Genomic DNA, 17,280 nt, shown 5'->3' with positions numbered 1-17,280 from the left:
GCTCAGCGTCCGCCCAGTACCGCGATGTAGTCGGTGACCCAGCGGTGGTAGGGCACGCAGGCGTTGTTCTGCGTCGCGCACTTCGTCGTGGGCGTTTTCCAGAACGAGATGCGCTCGAAGGACTCGAAGCCCTGGCGCGCGCAGCCGTCGTCGCCCAGCAGCTTGTTGCCCTTGCAGGCCGCGGGCACCGCCGGCACCGAACCGAACCAGGCCGCCAGGTCGCCCTGCAGCTTGGGGTTGAGCGAGTGCTCCATCCACAGGTACGCGCAGTTCTTGTTCTTCGCGTCCACGTGCATCATGGTCGTGTCGGCCCAGCCCGTGGCGCCTTCGGTGGGCACCACCGTGGCCACCGGCCGGTTCTTGCTTTTGAGGATGTTGGCCATGAACTGCCAGCTGCTCGACGCCACCACGCCCTCGTTGGTGAAGTCGTCGATCTGCACGAAGGCGTCGTGCCAGTACTTGCCCACCAGCTTGCGCTGGCCGCGCAGCAGGTCCAGCGCGGCCTTGTATTGCGCCTCGCTCAGTTCGTACGGGTCCTTGATGCCCAAGGCCGGGTTCTTCTTCATCAGGTAGAGCGCGGCGTCGGCGATGTAGATCGGACCGTCGAAGGCCTGGACGCGGCCCTTGTTGGTCTTGCCGTCGGGCAGCGTGGTCTCCTCGAACACCACGCTCCAGCTGGTGGGCGGCTTGTCCTTGAAGACCGTGGTGTTGTACATGAGCACGTTCCAGCCCCACTGGTACGGTGTGCCGTAGTGCGTGTTGCCCACGTAATGCCAGGGCGCCTTCTGCAGCCGCTGGTCCACGTTCTTGAAGCTGGGGATCAGGTTCACGTTGATGGGCTGCACGCGCTTGCCGGCGATCAGGCGCAGCGAGGCGTCGCCCGAGGCGGTGACGAGGTCGAAGCCGCCCTCGTTCATCAGCGCCACCATCTCGTCGGAGGTGCCGGCGGTCTTGACGTTCACCTTGCAGCCGGTCTTCTTCTCGAAGTCGGTCACCCAGTCGAAGTTCTTGTCGGTCTGGCCGCGCTCGATGTAGCCGGGCCAGGCCACGATGTCGACCTGGCCTTCGCCCTTGCCGAGCTTGTCCAGGGCCTTCTGGGCCAGCGCCGCGCTGCTGACGGCGCCCAGCGCGAAGGCGCAGAGCAGCGCGCCGGTGAGGCGGCGGGCGAGGGGGTGGTGTGCGTGTCTCATGGGTCAATCACCTCGGTTGGCTGCGGGTTGAACACGACCACAGGGCCGCAGGCGCCTGGGCTGCGGGGCATGCTAGGCAGGGGCTTGACCGTTTCAAAATACAAAATAAGCTCGGCCAGCGTTCGAAAAAATCGATAGCCCCCGGCAGCGATTCCTTTTTTGCACCGCAACAGGGCGCCCTGCCGCAGGGCGTGCACCGCGATGAACCGGCACCTCACGCTCAAGCAGTTCCGCTACTTCCTGGCGGTGGCCGAATCGGACTCGGTGGCCGCGGCCTCGCGCATGCTCAACATCGCGCAATCGGCCATCACCAAGAGCGTGCTGGAGCTGGAAGACGCGGTGGGCCTCACGCTGTTCGAGCGCAGCACCAAGGGCATGCGCCTCACGCCCGAGGGACACCGTTTCCTGGTGAAGGCGCGCCGTGTGATCGGCGCCGTGGCCGAGGCCACGCGCGGCGCGCGCGAGGGCGCGGCGCCGCTGGCGGGCTCGCTGTCCATCGGCGTGACGAGCCTGGTGGCGGGTTACTACCTGTCGGAAGTGTTCGCCCGCTTTCGGCGCACCTGCCCCGCTGTGGAGGTGCAGGTGGTGGAAGACCAGCCGCCCTTCCTGGAGCACCTGCTCATCAATGGCGAACTGGACATCGCGATCATGGTGTCGAACGCGCTGGGCGAGCCGCAGGCGCTGACGGCGGAGACGCTGACGCGTTCACCGAACCGCGTGTGGATGGCCGCCGACCACCCGCTGGCCGTGCAGGAGGAAGTGGGCCTGGCGGAGATCGCGGCGCAGGACCTGGTGGTGCTGCAGGCGGACCGCATCGAGGTGCTGATGCGCAGCGTATGGGCGCGCCACCAGTTGAAGCCGAGGACCTTGCTGCGCACCTCGTCGCTGGAGGCCGTGCGCTCGCTGGTGGGCGTGGGGGCGGGCCTGGCGGTTCTGCCGGACTTCCTCTACCGCCCCTGGACGCTGGACGCGGAGCACGTGGAGGTGCGCACCCTGCGCGACGCGGTGCCCACGGTGGACGTGGGGCTGGTGTGGCGGCGCGGCTCGCAGCCGCGGGCGCAGGTGCTGGAGTTCATCGAGGTGGCGCGGGATCAGTCGCGATCGCGAAGGCCGGTGGCTTGACTCGCGCAAGCTGTCCTCGCGCCGCCGCAGGACCGACGTCACTGTCCTACAGCTCAAGCTCACCTCGTCCGACACACCGGGCACACCCCTCCCCCTACGATGGATCTGACTGCACGCAAGGAGAACACACCAATGAACACCATCATCTACATCGTCGGTCTGGTCGTCGTCGTCGGCTTCATCCTCAGCTTCATCGGGCTGATCTGAAGCCCTTCCCGCTCCACCGTGACCCTCTGCGGCGCCGATCGCCAAGCGCTCTCCTGGTGGCGAGCGCTTTGTGTTCTGGCCGTCGCGAACGTGTGCCTGTGGCTGGTCGCCTGGTACCTCGGCGCCGGCACCAGCGCCTACGCCAATTGGCACTTGGCGCTGTCGGGCGTCTACGTGCTGGTGTGCGCGTACCGCTCGGTGCTGCCCCGGGTCGACCTGGAGCGGCTGGTGCTGGTGGACTCACCGCTGTCCAGCATCATCCTGGGCCGCACGGCCGCCACGGTGGCGGAGATCTGCTTCGCCATCCAGTTGGGCCTGCTGGTCCACCAGCTGGGTGGGCAGGCCGGCCTGCCGCTCGTCCAGACGGCGGCCTGGGGCATCCCGGTCTTCATGACGCTGGCCCAGGCCTTTTGCTGGCACAGCGTGCTGACGCTCAACCACATCACGCAGGCCGTGGAATCGCTGCTGTGGGCGGCGGGGTTTTTCATGACGGCCGTTCTGCTGGCGGTGGTGGCGCAGCACAGCAGTGGGTGGGTGCAGGCGGCGGCCCTGTTCGGCCTGGTGGGATCGCTGGGCTTCATCGCCTATGTGCTCGCCATCGACACCCCCATGTACCTGCGTCGCTACCGCGAATGCCGGGCGCGGGGCGTGTGCTACCTGGACCTGACCAGCGGCGCCCGCGATGCCATGGTCCGGCGCGTGCCCAGCCGGCAATGGTCGGCATGGAAAGAGGATGCCTTGTGGCTCACGCCTTATTTCAGCCTGGGGGCGTGGGTGAGCATCGGGATGGTCTGGGTGACCCGGCATTGAGAGCCCCGCCCTCGCCATCGGATGCGCGCGTGCTCCGCAGCCACTCGGCCAGACCGCGGATCAGTTGCTGTTGCGTCGCCAGCGTCGTGGCCGTGTGATCGGCCTTCGGCAGGTACTCGCAGCGCACGCGGCCGACGAAGTCGAATGCGCTGAAGGCGTCGCGCAACTGGTTCCGATAGTTGAAGTACCAGCGCATGTTGCCCGAGTACACGAAGCACACCGCCACACCGCGATCGACGAGCGCCTGAATGTCGCGGCCGAAGGCGTCCTGCGAGGGCGCACGGCGCGCGAAGTCCCATACCTCCGGCGTCGTCGACTGGCTGAGCGCGGCCCGGACGGCGCGGGCCGTGCGCTTGCCGAGCTTGCGTGCCCACGACCCAAGCGCGCGGGGCGATGCCTCGACAAGCGGCTGCAGGTAACGATTCCATCGCGTCCTGGCCGTGGGATACGCGTAACCGTCCAGCATCCAGAGGCCGTCCACACGCGCATCCGCCAGCGCAGCGGCCAGGCCGCTGTAGGCACCGGAGCAAATGCCGGCAATGACGAACCGCTCGACGGGACACACGCGCTGAAAGTGGTCCATGGCCGCTTGCAGGTCGGCCACGGCCTGCTGCTCGAACGGCAGGGGTTCGATCGGCACGCCGCTGTCGCCCTGGCCCGAGAGGTCGATGCGGAGTGTGGCCCAACCCTCGCGGGCCAGCGCGCGTGCGAGTTTGGTGTTGAAGCGGTGCGGACCGATGCGATGAATGATGCCGACGTTGAGCAGCACCACGCCCATCCGGGCCGGCGCTCTGTCAGGCGGCAGCGTCAACGTGGCGCTCAAGCGCCGCTGGGGACCGAAGCTGAGACCAAGCTCATTCAAGCCGGCTCTCCGGTCAACACCGATTCGAGGAGCTCCAGCGCATCCTTGGGAACCAGCGCGGTGTTGAAGGCTTCCTCCGACGTCCAGTCGAAATCGAGCGGAAGCGCATGGCGCCTCACCGACACGCCCTCGGCCCGCAGCGCGGCGGTCCAATCGTCGCCGCCCGCCTGCCGATGCGACGTGATCCATGCGATGCAACGGGTCCGCGCGTGCCGGTAGTCGTCGGGCGCGACGGCACGCATCTGCTCCCGCAGGCGCCGGCTGACAGCAAAGCCCAGGATCTCGTCTTCCCCGGCGAGCGCACCACCGTCCGGCAGGTCGGCCATGGTCGCGGCCTGCACCGCCAGCAGGTGCTCGACATACGGGGCGCCCGACACCACCGGCTCCCAGAGCACGAGCTGTCGAGGGCCCGGCAATGCCTGCGCCGATGCCCTCACCGCCACGGCGCCGGCCAGGCGCGGCGCGAGCCAGTCCACCGCTTGCACGCCGGCGCGCTGGCGCAGCAGCGCATCGGCGGCCACCACATCGTGGACCCAGCGTTCGAGATCGGCTTCGTGGTCCTCGCCCAGGGATTCGCCGCTCGCGTGGTAATCGAAGCGAAGGCAGGCCACGCCGGCGCTGGCGAGGCGTTCGGCCAAGACGCGGAACAGGCGGTGGACACGCACCGCTTCCTGCCCAAAGGGGTTGCACAACAGCACGGCGCGGGGGCGGACATCGCGCGAAGCGCCCGGATGAAAGACGCCGTAGAGAGACGAGGCGGGGCCGAAGCGCAAGGGCGTCATGGCGTTGCCGGACCAGCCGTCGTCGGCGTCCGGCTCGGCAGGCGCTCCCTCGATCGCGCCGGTCGCGGCGATCTGGCCAAGGGTCTCGAGGATCAGGCGGTACACCGCGATCTTCTCGCCGGTGATCGCTTGCATCTCCTGGACTGCGCGCAGGGCCAGCAAGGAATGGCCGCCGAGATTGAAGAAGTTGTCGTTCCGCCCGATCCGGGTGACGTTCAGCAGGCGGGCCCAGATGGCGGCGATGGCCTGCTCCCTGGCATTCGCCGGCGCGGCGAAGTCGGCGCGGTCGGGGCCGGCTCCGGGGTCGGCAACCACGCAGACCTCATCGGGCACAGCGGGGCTGGACAAGGGCTCCGGGACCACGGGGGCCGAACTGCCCGCCAGCAGCGCAAGCTGCTGCGCCATCAACTGGACCTGCAACTGGATGATCCGGTGAACCGCGTTGTCCCCCGCCTCCGGAAGTGCGGCGGCGTGCGTGAAAAGCCGTTCCAGTCCGGCTTCGGCGAGGGGGACGTGGGCCATATCCCCGACACGCGGCAAACGGCATGCCCGGCCGGGCCACGGCCCGTCCAGGCCCTCAGACGCCCCGCGCCCGCTCCTCTTCCTTCAGCCGCAGCACCCGCCGCTGCACCTTGCCCGTCGTCGTCATCGGCAGGGCCTCGATGAACTCGATTTCCTTCGGGTACTCATAAGGCGCCAGCCGCCCCTTCACATGCGCCTGCAGGGTGGCGACCAGCGCCGCGTCTCCGATGTGTCCCGGTGACAGCACGACAAACGCCTTCACCACCGCGCCGCGCTCCTTGTCGGGCTTCGGCACCACCGCCGCATTCGCGACGGCCGGGTGCTTCACCAGGCAGTTCTCGATCTCGCTCGGCCCGATGCGGTAGCCCGCGGCCTTGAACACGTCGTCGGCACGGCCCTGATACCAGAGGTAACCGTCCGCGTCGCGCACCGCCAGGTCGCCCGTGCGGCACCAGCTGTTGCTCAGGTTGCCGGTGAACTTGCCCTGCGTGGCGGCGTCGTTCTTCCAATAGCCCAGGAAGAAGATCGGGTCCAGCTCGCCGTGCACGTCGCGCCGGTGCACGGCCACGTCCCCCGGCACGCCCACGGGGCACTCGTTGCCATCGTCGTCGATGACCGCGACACGGTGCCCCGGGTAGCCCTTGCCCATGCTGCCCGGCCGCGCCGGCCACAGGCGCGCGCAGTTGCCCACGATGTAGTTGATCTCGGTCTGGCCGAACATCTCGTTCACGGTGATGCCGAGCTCGTCGCGACACCAGTTGAAGACCGCGTCGCCCACGGCCTCGCCCGCGCTCATCAGGCCCTGCAGCATGAAGCGGAAATGGCGCTTGGGCTGCGGATAGGCCTTCATCATGGCCTTGAGCGCGGTGGGGAAGAGAAAGCTGTGCGTGACGCCGTGCCGCTCGATGAGCTCGAACGCCGTCTGCGGGCTGAAGCGGCCGTTGTGCGCCACGATGGGCCGGCCGAAGTAGAGCGTGGGCAGCAGCGCGTCCATCAGGCCACCGGTCCAGGCCCAGTCGGCGGGGGACCAGAACACGGCCTCGCTGGCGCGGCCCGCGTCGAACGGGTCGAAGCCAAACCAGTTCTGGCTGCAGACAAAGCCGCTGAGGTTGCCGATGAGTGCGCGGTGCGGGATGAGCGCGCCCTTGGGGTTGCCGGTGGTGCCGCTGGTGTAGATGAGCACGGCGGCTTCGTCGGCGCGCGTGTGAGCGGGCTCGAAGCGCGCTTCTTCCTGTGCCAGCAGTTGCGCCCAGTCGAGCGCGCCGCCGCGCGCGGTGCCGTCGGGCGCGTCGACGGCGATCAGTTCGTTCAGCAGCGGGCACGCGGCGCTCACCCCCTGTACCGCCGCCAGGGTGCTCGCGTCGCAGATGGCCAGCACCGCCTCGCTGTCGCGCAGGCGGAACTCCAGCGCCTCGGGACCGAAGAGCTGCGACAGCGGCATGGCCACGGCGCCCATCTGCAGAACGGCCATGTAGGCCACCGCGGTCTCGAAGCGCTGTGGCAGCACGATGGCCACCCGGTCGCCGCGCTGCACGCCAAGGGCTTCCAGCGCGTTGGACAGGCGATTCGCCTGCGCGAACAGTTCGGCGTAGCTGTGTTCGCGATCAGCCATGCCCGGGGCCGTGGCGATGACGGCGGTGCGGCGGGCGCTGGCCGGGCTGCCAGCCCAGCGGCGCATGCAGACCTCGGCCATGTTGAACTCGGCCGGCACCTGCCAGCGGAATGCCGCGTGCAGGGCGGCGTACAGGTCAGGAACGGTGTCGCGGCCTTGACGGCGGGCGGCTGTGGGCATGCCTTTGTCTCCGGGCCCCGCCACCGGAGCCTCTCTATGATCGGGCGAATGTACCAAGCACGACGCCCCTCCCACAGCGAGTTTCTCCCCATCCGTGGCTGGCGCTACCACCTGCGCCACTGGGGCTCGCCCGACCCGGCGCGGGCGCCGCTGGTGCTGGTGCACGGGTGGATGGACGTGGCCGCGTCCTGGCAGTTCGTGATCGACGCGATGAAGGAAGACCGCCACATCGTCGCGCCCGACTGGCGCGGCTATGGCGACACCCGCTTCGACGGCGCCGCGCCCGACAGCTACTGGTTTCCCGACTACCTGGGCGACCTGGATGCGCTGCTCGACGCCATCGCCCCCGATCGGCCGGTGGACCTGGTGGGCCACAGCATGGGCGGGCACGTGGCCACGCTGTACGCGGGCGCGCGGCCCCAGCGCATCCGCCGGCTCGTCAACCTGGAAGGCTTCGGCATGCCGGCCTCGCCGCCGGAGCAGGCGCCCAAACGCTACGCGCAGTGGCTGGACGAGATTCGCGCGCAGCGGCGCGGCGACATGGACCTGAGCACCTACCCCGACGCCGAGGGCGTGGCGCGCCGACTGATGAAGACCAACCCGCGCCTGCCGCGGGACAAGGCCGACTGGCTGGCCCGCCAGTGGGCGCGGCCCGACGCCGAGGGCCGCTGGGCGATCCTCGGCGACCCGGCGCACAAGGTCACCAACGCCGTGCTGTTCCGGCCCGAGGAAGCGATCGAGGTGTACCGCCGCATCAGCGCGCCCACGCTGTGCGTGGTGGCCAGCGACGACAGCCTGGGCCTGTGGTGGAAGGGCCGCTACACGCTGGACGAATTCCGCGAGCGCATCGCGCACGTGCCCGACCTGCGGCACGCCATCGTCGAAGACGCGGGGCACATGATGCACCACGACCGCCCCGAGGAATTGGCCACATTGATCGAGTCATTTCTGTCGGACAAGGCCTGATTCACCGGCTGTTGCACTCGGACGGCGTCCAAGGGGGCGTATTCGGGCAGACTGCACCGATGCCCATCCGACGACACGTTTTCGCCCTCGCCGCGGCGGTCGCCAGCGGTCCCGCCCTCGCCCTCAACCTCTGCCCTGGCTGGGACGACCCCCTGCCCGAGGGCGAGCCGCGCTACGAAGTCTTCGCCTCGCCGTACACCCACCACTGGCGCTTCGACGAGGAACACCGGCAGGTCTATCTGATGAGCCTGAGCCGGCGCCTGCCGAACAACCAGATGTGCGGCCTGGCGCTGTTCAACAACTCCTTCGGGCAGCCATCGGCCTACGCTTACGTGGCCAAGAGCATCCCCGACCTGTTCGTGCGCTGGCCAGAGGTCTACGTCACGGTCAGCGCCGGCATCATCTACGGCTACCGCGGCAAGTACAAGGACAAGGTGCCGCTGAACGTGGGCGGCTTCGCACCGGTGGTCATTCCCTCCGTGGGCTACCGCCTCAACGACCGGTTCTCGCTGGAGGTGCAGTTCCTGGGCACGGCGGCCTTCATGGTGGGCACCACGGTGCGCTTCTAGGCGCCTCGTCCCGGGGCCCTCCCCTGCATGAGAAAATCGCCGTTTTTCGCCGAAGACACGCAGGAACCGCCATGGACGCCGAACAGATCAACGCCATCCGCACGCAACTCGATGACCTGACCACCCGCGTGGCCGAGCTGCGGAGGTATCTTTGACTACGATGCCAAGGCATCGAAGCTGAAGGAAGTCGAGTCCGCGTTGGAAGACCCCACCGTCTGGGACAACCCCAAGCGCGCGCAAGACCTGGGCAAGGAAAAGAAGTCCCTCGAGGACGTGGTGCTGGTGCTGGACCGCCTGGCCGGTGAGCTGGCCGACAACACCGAGCTGCACGAGATGTCCGCCGCCGACGACGACCACGCCGGCCTGCAGACCATTGCCAACGAGGCCGCCAAGATCGCGGCCGACGTGGAAAAGCTCGAGTTCCGCCGCATGTTCAACAACCCGGCGGACCCGCTCAACTGCTTCCTCGACATCCAGGCCGGCGCCGGCGGCACCGAGGCCTGCGACTGGGCCAGCATGCTGCTGCGCCAGTACCTGCGCTACGCCGAGCGCAAGGGCTTCAGCACCACGGTGGAGGACGAAACGCCCGGCGACACGGCCGGCATCAAGAGCGCCACCATCAAGATCGAGGGCGAGTACGCCTTCGGCCTGCTGCGCACCGAAACCGGCGTGCACCGGCTGGTGCGCAAGAGCCCCTTCGACAGCTCGGGCGGTCGCCACACCTCGTTCGCGTCGGTGTTCGTCTACCCCGAGATCGACGACTCGATCCAGATCGACATCAACCCGGCCGACCTGCGCGTGGACACCTACCGCGCCAGCGGCGCCGGCGGCCAGCACGTCAACAAGACCGACTCGGCGGTGCGCCTGACGCACATGCCCACGGGCATCGTGGTGCAGTGCCAGGACAGCCGCAGCCAGCACAGCAACCGCGACCTGGCCTGGCAGCGCCTGCGCAGCCGGCTGTACGACCACGAGATGCGCAAGCGCATGGAGGAGCAGCAGAAACTGGAGGACACCAAGACCGACGTCGGCTGGGGTCACCAGATCCGCTCCTACGTGCTGGACAACAGCCGCATCAAGGACCTGCGCACCAACGTCGAGATCTCCGCCACCCAGAAGGTGCTGGACGGCGACCTCGACCCCTTCATCGAAGCCTCGCTCAAACAAGGGGTCTGATCCATGATGAGTTCTCTGCGTGAAGGCCCCACCACCGTGGTGCGCCGTGAAGACTACGCCCCGCCGGCCTACTGGATCGACACCGTCGAACTCACGTTCGATCTCGACCCGGCCAAGACGCGCGTGCTCAACCGCATGACGCTGCGGCGCAATGCGGCGGCGCCGGCGCAGTCGCTGCGGCTCGATGGCGAGGAGCTCAACCTCGCGCGCGTGCTGGTCAACGGCGCGGGCTGCTCCTTCCGCATGGACGAAGGGCAACTGGTGCTGGACAACCTGCCCGAGGGTGAAGACCCCTTCACGCTGGAGATCTTCACCACCTGCGCGCCCGAGAAGAACAGCCAGCTCATGGGCCTGTACGTGAGCCAGGGCACCTTCTTCACGCAGTGCGAGGCCGAGGGCTTTCGCCGCATCACCTACTTCCTGGACCGGCCCGACGTGATGGCCCGCTACACCGTGACGCTGCGCGCCGACAAGCAGCGCTACCCGGTGCTGCTGTCCAACGGCAACCTGGTCGAGTCGGGTGACCTGCAAGGCCCTGGCAACGAGGGCCGCCACTTCGCCAAGTGGGTCGACCCGCACCGCAAGCCCTGCTACCTGTTCGCGCTGGTGGCCGGCCAATTGGTGGGCCGCGAGCAGCGCATCGTCTCGCGCAGCGGCAAGGAGCACCTGCTGCAGGTCTACGTTCGCCGTGGCGACATGGACAAGACCGAGCACGCCATGAACTCGCTCATGGCCAGCGTCGCCTGGGACGAGGCCCGCTTCGGGCTGCCGCTCGACCTCGAGCGCTTCATGATCGTCGCCGTCAACGACTTCAACATGGGCGCGATGGAGAACAAGGGCCTCAACATCTTCAACACCAAGTACGTGCTGGCCAACGCCGCCACGGCCACCGACACCGACTTCGCCAACATCGAAGCGGTGATCGGCCACGAGTACTTCCACAACTGGACGGGCAACCGCGTCACCTGCCGCGACTGGTTCCAGCTCACGCTCAAGGAGGGCCTCACGGTGTTCCGCGACCAGGAGTTCAGCATGGACCTGTGCGCCGAGGCCTCGGCGCGCGCGGTCAAGCGCATCGAGGACGTGCGCGTGCTGCGCACCGCGCAGTTCCCCGAGGACGCGGGCCCCATGGCCCACCCGGTGCGGCCCGACAGCTACGTCGAGATCAACAACTTCTACACCGTCACCGTCTACGAAAAGGGCGCCGAGGTGGTGCGCATGATGCAGACCCTCGTCGGCCGGGACGGTTTCGCGCGCGGCATGGAGCTCTACTTCGAGCGCCACGACGGCCAGGCCGTCACCTGCGACGACTTCGCGCAGGCGATGGCCGACGCCAACCCCGACAGCGCGCTCGCGCGCCTGCTGGAGCCTTTCAAGCGCTGGTACAGCCAGGCCGGCACGCCGCGCGTGCGCGCCGAGGGCCACTACGACGCCGCGGCGCGCCGCTACACGCTGTCGCTCACGCAGCGCTGCGCGCCCACGCCGGGCCAGGCACTCAAGCAGCCCTTCGTCATTCCGGTGGCGCTGGGTCTGCTCGACGCCTCGGGCCGCGAACTGCCTCTGTCGCCCGAGCAGCGCCTCTTCGTGCTGACCGAGGTCAGCCAGAGCGTGGTCTTCGAGGGCGTCGAGAGCGCACCTGTGCCCTCGCTGCTGCGCGGCTTCTCGGCACCCGTGGTGCTGGAGTGCGACTACAGCGACGAGCAACTGCTGAACCTGCTGGCCCACGACAGCGACCCCTTCAACCGCTGGGAGGCCGGCCAGCGCCTGGCGCTGCGTCGTGCGCTGGCGGCCATCGCCGCGCCCGGCGCGGTGGACGCGCCGCTGGACGCCGCCTTCATCGAGGCCATGCGCGCGGTGCTGCGCCACGACGGCCTCGACGCGGCCTTCAAGGAACTCGCGCTCACCCTGCCCAGCGAGACCTACATCGCCGAGCAACTCGAGGTGGTGGACCCGCAGCGCGTGCACGCCGTGCGCGAAGCCATGCGCGAGCAGCTCGCCGATGCCCTGCAGGCCGACTGGGCCTGGGCCTACGAGGCCCACAAGGACAACGGCGCCTACCGGCCCGACCCGCTGAGCGCCGGCCGCCGCGCCCTGGCCGGCATGGCGCTCACCATGCTGTGCCTGAACGCGCGCCGCACGGGTGACACCGTGTGGCCCGGCAAGGCCTACCAGCGCTTCAAGGACGCCGGCAACATGACCGACCGCTTCAACGCGCTGTCGGCCCTGGTGGTGGCCGACCACGCGCTGGCGCGCGAGGCGCTCACGCGCTTCCACAACCTGTTCCGCGACGAGGCCCTGGTGCTGGACAAGTGGTTCGCCCTGCAGGCCGGTGCGCCCGACCGCGGCGGCAACGTGCTGCCGGCGGTGAAACAGTTGATGGCGCACCGCGACTTCAACCTGCGCAATCCCAACCGGGCCCGCAGCGTCATCTTCAGCTACTGCAATGCCAACCCGGGCGCCTTCCACCGCGCCGACGCCTCGGGCTACGTCTTCTGGAGCGATCGCGTCATCGAGATCGACCGCTTCAACCCGCAGGTGGCCGCCCGACTGGCGCGCGCGCTGGACCGCTGGAAGAAGCTGGCCGAGCCCTACCGCGGCGCCGCGCGCGAGGCCATCGCCCGTGTGGCCGCGCAGGCCGAGCTGAGCAACGACGTGCGCGAGGTCGTGACCCGCGCGCTGTCCGACGACTGAACCGACACATCACCATGAGCCAACGCATCTCCCTCACCCGCTACCTCGTCGAGAAACAGCGCGTCGACGGCCACATCCCTTCGCAGTTGCGCCTGCTGCTGGAAGTGGTGGCGCGCTCCTGCAAGAGCATCAGCCACGCCGTGAACAAGGGCGCGCTGGGCGGCGTGCTGGGCACCGCCGGCAGCGAGAACGTGCAGGGTGAGGTTCAGAAGAAGCTGGACATCATCGCCAACGAGGTCCTGATCGAGGCCAACGAATGGGGCGGCCACCTCGCGGCCATGGCCAGCGAGGAGATGGACAGCATCTACGTCGTGCCCAACCGCTACCCGCAGGGCGAATACCTGCTGCTGTTCGACCCGCTCGACGGTTCCTCCAACATCGACGTCAACGTCAGCATCGGCACCATCTTCAGCGTGCTGAAGATGCCCGAGGACGACCGTGGCGTGGATGAGGCCGACTTCCTGCAGCCTGGCAGCAAGCAGGTGGCGGCCGGCTACTGCGTCTACGGCCCGCAGACCACGCTGGTGCTGACCGTGGGCGACGGCGTGGCCATGTTCACGCTGGACCGCGAGCAGGGCTCCTTCGTGCTCACGCAGGAGGACGTGCAGATCCCCGCCGACACGAAAGAGTTCGCCATCAACATGAGCAACATGCGCCACTGGGACGCCCCGGTGAAGCGCTACATCGACGAGTGCCTGCAGGGCAAGGAAGGCCCGCGCGGCAAGGACTTCAACATGCGCTGGATCGCCAGCATGGTGGCCGACGTGCACCGCATCCTCACGCGCGGCGGCATCTTCATGTACCCCTGGGACAAGCGCGAGCCGGACAAGCCGGGCAAGCTGCGCCTGATGTACGAGGCCAACCCCATGAGCTGGCTGGTGGAGCAGGCCGGTGGCGCCGCCACCAACGGGCGCGAGCGCATCCTCGACATCACGCCCAGCAAGCTGCACGAACGCGTGAGCGTGATCCTGGGCTCGAAGAACGAAGTGGAGCGCGTGACCGCCTACCACCGCGAGGCCTGAACATCGCCGGGTCGACCGCCCCCGGTCGGCCCACGCCTTGGCTATAATGCCGGGCTTCGCCGGTGTAGCTCAGTTGGTAGAGCAGCTCATTCGTAATGAGAAGGTCGGGGGTTCGACTCCTCTCTCCGGCACCAGATGAAAACCCCCGCACGCTGTCGTGGTGTGCGGGGGTTTTGTTTTGGGGCTACGTCGCTTGCGACAGCGCCCTTTCGTACGCGATCGCGCGCAGGGCGCCCGCCACCCAGAACGAGAAGGTCTCGTCCCACTGCGGCATGGCGCCACTCGCCGCGACGACGATGCCGTCGAGGCACACCCCGCCCCACACCAGGTGGTCTTCGGCGCCCAGCCGGTGCGGCTCGAGCAGTTGCAGGCGGCGGCTGTCCATGCCGTGGCGCCAGCTCAGCGCGGCCTTGTCGCGCGCGTAGGTGGCGTAGTCGGCGTCCCAGGTGGTGCGGTCCTGTCGGCCGAGGGTCTGCTCGTACAGCAGCGCCTCCTCGAAGCGGCAGGCGCCCGGCGGCGACGCGGGGTCCAGCACCACCAGGTGCAGCACGTGCTGCCCGCTGACGGCGGCGTCGCGCAGCGCCGCCTCGATGGCGGGGCGCGCGAGCGACACGGCCAGGCGGGCGGCCTCTTCGTCGATGAACCGGCTGCGGCTTTTCATACGGGCTTTCCTTCATGAACAGAGAGGGCGCCTGCGCCGGCGCCGGGGCGGGTCGCGAGGGCGAGCACGGTGGCCACCAGTTCGTCGGGCGCCACGGGTTTGCTCAGGACCATCTGGAAACCCGCCATGAGCGCGCGGATGCGGTGTTCGGGCTGGGCACCGCCGGTCACCGCCACCGCCGAGATGCGCTGATCCAGCGGGGCCTCGTGCCGGGTCTCGATCTGGCGCAGGCGCCGCACGACGGAAAAGCCGTCCTCTTCCTCCAGCGCGATGTCGCACACCAGCACGCGCGGCCACTGCGGCGCGGGGTGGTCCTCGATCCAGCGCAGCGCCGGCTCCCCGCCGCCGAAGCCGACGGTGGCCGCCCCCGCGGCTTTCAGCACGGCCTCCAGCGCCTCGCGCGCCATCGGCTTGTCGTCCACGACCATCACGAGCAGACCGGCCAGGCGGTGGACCTGGTCCTGCCCTGCTTCGGCGGGGGGCCGGTCGTCGGCCGGCGGCGGGGCGGCGAGGGCATGCAGCGGCAGGTCGACGAGGTAGCGCATGCCCTGCACCGAGGTCGCCGCCACGAGGTTGAATTGCCCGCCCTGGCGCTCGATCGCGGAGCGCAGGGCCAGCGGGTCCATGGCCGGGGCCTCGGGGGACACGGTCGGCGTTGCGCCGTTGCCGTCATGGCGGCCATCCGCCACGGTGAGGCGCACGCGCTCCTGATGCCGCTCGAGCCGCAGCTCCACCCGGCCGCCCGGCGGCGTCGACTCCACCGCGTGCTGGCCGAGGTCCCACATCACCTGCGATAGCACGCCGGGATCGCCCAGCACGCGTGCGCCCTCGGGATCGATCACCGTGTAAAGCTGGATGGCGCGCGCGTCCAGGCGCGGCCTCAGGCCATCGATCACGCTCGCCAGCAGCGCGGCGAGGTTGACGGGCTGGCGAGCCAGTTGCCGCTCCAGCCGGTCGAAGGCCTGCTTCTGGCGCTGCAGATCCCACAGTTGCGCGTACAGGCCGCCCAGTTCGATGAGCTGTTCGTGGCGCCCCTGTTCGACGATGCGCCCTCGGTCCATCACGAGGATGCGGTCGGCGTCCACGATGGTGGAGAGCCGGTGCGCGATGACCAGCGTGGTGCGGTCCGCCGACAGGCGATCGAGCTGGCCCTGGATGGCGCGCTCCGAGCGCGTGTCCAGCGCGGAGGTGGCCTCGTCGAGGATGAGGATGGGCGCGTTCTTGAGGAAAGCCCGCGCGATGGCGATCCGCTGCTTCTCGCCTCCCGACAGCTTCATGCCGCGCTCGCCCACCACGGTGTCGTACTGCTGGGGCAGCGAGGCGATGAACTCGTCCACCTGCGCGGCGCGCGCGGCTTCCAGCACCTCGGCCATGGTGGCGCCAGGACGTCCGTAGGCGATGTTGTAGGCGATGGTCTCGTTGAACAGCGTGCTGTCCTGCGGCACGATGCCGACCGCCGCTCGCAGGCTCGCCAGGGTGACCGAGCCGAGGTCTTCGCCATCCACCAGCACCCGCCCTTTCTGCGGGTCATACAGGCGCAGCAGAAGGCGCGCCAGCGTGGACTTGCCGGAGCCGCTGCCGCCGACCACCGCCACGGTCTGGCCGGGTGCGATGCGCAAGCTCACGTCCCAGAGGATCTGGCGACCGGGCTCGTAGGCAAAGTCGACATGATCGAAGACGACCTCGCCGCGCGACACCGACAGCGGACGCGCGCGGGGGCTGTCCTCGATGTCGGGCCGCGCGCGCAACAGGTCCCAGAGCCGTTCCGCGTTGGTCAGGGCGTCACGCGCCTCGCGGAACACCATGCCCAGGGCGTTCAAGGGCAGACAGACCTGCAGCACGTAGGCGTTGACGAGCACCAGATCTCCCACGGTCATCCGGCCCTGCATGGTCTCCTGGCCGGCGAGCAGCATGACGGCCCCCACACCCACCGCGATGATGGCGGCCTGGCCCAGGTGCAGCACCGAGAGCGCGGACTGGTTGTCCACGCTGCGCTCCACCCAGGCGCCACGCGCGCCGCCATAACGCGCCACCTCGTGCGGCGCGCGGGCATGCGCTCGCACCGCCTCCTGGTTGACGAGGCTGTCCATCAGCAGGCCGTTGGCGCGCGAATCCAGGGCATTGACCCGCCGCTGGATCAGCACGCGCCGGCGCGTCATCAGGGCGGTGTGCACGGCGTAGGCCAGGAAGGTGAGCAGCAGGATCGCGATGAACCAGGGGCTGTACGCCGCGGCCATGATCAACATGACGGCCACGATCTCCACCAGCGTGGGCAAGAGCGTGAACAGCAAGGCGCTAAGCAGGAAGCCCAGGGCCACCGCGCCGCGGTCCACGTCGCGCACCAGGCCGCCCATTTGCCGCTGCAGGTGAAAGCGCGGCCCCATGGCGTGCAAGTGGGCCAGCGCCTTCTGCGAGAAGTCGGCGACCGTGGCCAGTGTGACGCGCGCAAAGCACAGGTCGCGCAACTCGGTGAACAAGGTGGCCGAGAAGCGCAAGGCCGCATAGCCGATCAGCAGGAAGACCGGCAGCACCACGAGTTGCGTGCCGGCGGGGAACGCCGCCGAGGCGTCAGCCGACAGGTCGGTGGCCATCGTGGCCGGCGCGCTGAAGCGGTCCACCACCTCCTTGAGCACCAGCGGCACGCAGACACTGGCCAGCTTGGCGAGCACCAGCAGCGCGATCGCCAGCAGCGTGCGGCGGCGGTGGCGCCGGGCGACCGCCCCAAGCGCCGACAGAATGCCTTTCGCGGACCGTGTGGACGCGCCCCGCGTCGTGTCGTGCCCATCCATCCAGAGGCCCGGCAATCGGCGTACCGCGCGCGCCCGCGGTTACCAAAGTTGCGCACACAACGACTACATGGCCGTGAAAGCCCCCATACATCTTGCGGATGCGTGTTGCAAATAGGGCA

The 17,280-nt window shown here is 68.9% G+C and carries 13 protein-coding genes and 1 tRNA gene; 8 read left to right on the top strand and 6 right to left on the bottom strand.

The annotated features are described in order from the left end of the window. Window positions 1-2: 2 nt before the first annotated feature. Window positions 3-1,190, bottom strand: a complete 1,188-nt coding sequence (locus GTO19_RS11885; protein WP_291021101.1) for an ABC transporter substrate-binding protein — start codon at window positions 1,188-1,190, stop codon at window positions 3-5. 201 nt (window positions 1,191-1,391) lie between these two features. On the opposite strand from GTO19_RS11885, the gene GTO19_RS11880 reads away from it, so the two are divergent. Both GTO19_RS11880 and GTO19_RS11875 read left to right on the top strand, forming a co-directional pair. Then, on the top strand, window positions 1,392-2,312 hold the full coding sequence (locus GTO19_RS11880; RefSeq protein ID WP_291021100.1) for a LysR substrate-binding domain-containing protein: 921 nt from the start codon (window positions 1,392-1,394) through the stop codon (window positions 2,310-2,312). Window positions 2,313-2,609: 297 nt separating this feature from the next. Then, window positions 2,610-3,329, top strand: a complete 720-nt coding sequence (locus GTO19_RS11875) for a hypothetical protein (protein WP_291021099.1) — start codon at window positions 2,610-2,612, stop codon at window positions 3,327-3,329. On the opposite strand, the gene GTO19_RS11870 is transcribed toward GTO19_RS11875, so the two are convergent. From GTO19_RS11870 to GTO19_RS11860, 3 genes are read right to left on the bottom strand one after another with little or no spacing between them, the layout of a single operon-like run. Next, window positions 3,277-4,191 (bottom strand): alpha/beta fold hydrolase, encoded by a 915-nt coding sequence (locus GTO19_RS11870; protein WP_291021098.1) that lies wholly within the window; start codon window positions 4,189-4,191, stop codon window positions 3,277-3,279. The two genes, GTO19_RS11875 and GTO19_RS11870, sit on opposite strands and share 53 nt — an antisense overlap. Then, window positions 4,188-5,495, bottom strand: a complete 1,308-nt coding sequence (locus GTO19_RS11865; protein ID WP_291021097.1) for a phosphopantetheine-binding protein — start codon at window positions 5,493-5,495, stop codon at window positions 4,188-4,190. Before GTO19_RS11865 ends, GTO19_RS11870 begins: the two co-directional genes overlap by 4 nt. Window positions 5,496-5,550: 55 nt before the next feature. Continuing rightward, window positions 5,551-7,287, bottom strand: a complete 1,737-nt coding sequence (locus GTO19_RS11860) for an acyl-CoA synthetase (protein WP_291021096.1) — start codon at window positions 7,285-7,287, stop codon at window positions 5,551-5,553. Window positions 7,288-7,335: 48 nt separating this feature from the next. Between GTO19_RS11860 and GTO19_RS11855 the strand changes: the two genes are divergently transcribed. From GTO19_RS11855 to GTO19_RS11830, 6 genes are all read left to right on the top strand, one after another. After that, window positions 7,336-8,253, top strand: coding sequence for an alpha/beta hydrolase (locus GTO19_RS11855; RefSeq protein ID WP_291021095.1), 918 nt, complete (start codon window positions 7,336-7,338; stop codon window positions 8,251-8,253). A 59-nt stretch (window positions 8,254-8,312) separates the two neighbouring features. After that, window positions 8,313-8,822, top strand: coding sequence for a hypothetical protein (locus tag GTO19_RS11850; RefSeq protein WP_291021094.1), 510 nt, complete (start codon window positions 8,313-8,315; stop codon window positions 8,820-8,822). Window positions 8,823-8,893: 71 nt separating this feature from the next. Beyond that, a protein-coding gene (prfB, locus tag GTO19_RS11845; protein ID WP_291021093.1) for a peptide chain release factor 2 occupies window positions 8,894-9,998 on the top strand; the annotation gives its coding sequence in 2 pieces (ribosomal slippage) (window positions 8,894-8,974 and window positions 8,976-9,998; 1,104 coding nt in all). A gap of 6 nt (window positions 9,999-10,004) precedes the next feature. Further along, window positions 10,005-12,689 carry an aminopeptidase N gene (gene pepN / locus GTO19_RS11840; protein WP_291021242.1) on the top strand — a complete coding sequence of 895 codons (2,685 nt, stop codon included), beginning with the start codon at window positions 10,005-10,007 and terminating at the stop codon, window positions 12,687-12,689. A 14-nt stretch (window positions 12,690-12,703) separates the two neighbouring features. Continuing rightward, complete coding sequence (locus GTO19_RS11835; protein ID WP_291021092.1) at window positions 12,704-13,711, top strand: class 1 fructose-bisphosphatase; 1,008 nt, start codon at window positions 12,704-12,706, stop codon at window positions 13,709-13,711. Window positions 13,712-13,769: 58 nt separating this feature from the next. Next, window positions 13,770-13,845, top strand: a tRNA-Thr gene (locus GTO19_RS11830). A gap of 50 nt (window positions 13,846-13,895) precedes the next feature. Here the strand turns inward: GTO19_RS11830 and GTO19_RS11825 are convergent. Beyond that, window positions 13,896-14,372 carry a hypothetical protein gene (locus tag GTO19_RS11825; protein ID WP_291021091.1) on the bottom strand — a complete coding sequence of 159 codons (477 nt, stop codon included), beginning with the start codon at window positions 14,370-14,372 and terminating at the stop codon, window positions 13,896-13,898. Next, entirely contained in the window at window positions 14,369-17,161 is a 2,793-nt protein-coding gene (locus GTO19_RS11820; protein ID WP_291021090.1) for an ATP-binding cassette domain-containing protein, read from the bottom strand. The genes GTO19_RS11825 and GTO19_RS11820 overlap by 4 nt, the downstream gene beginning before the upstream one ends. Between the last annotated feature and the right edge of the window lie 119 nt (window positions 17,162-17,280).

The sequence above is a fragment of the Hydrogenophaga sp. genome, from assembly GCF_011772445.1.
Taxonomy (GTDB): domain Bacteria; phylum Pseudomonadota; class Gammaproteobacteria; order Burkholderiales; family Burkholderiaceae_C; genus Hydrogenophaga.
The sequence above is the reverse complement of the archived record's forward strand: the minus strand, read 5'-3'. Positions and strand labels throughout refer to the sequence as shown.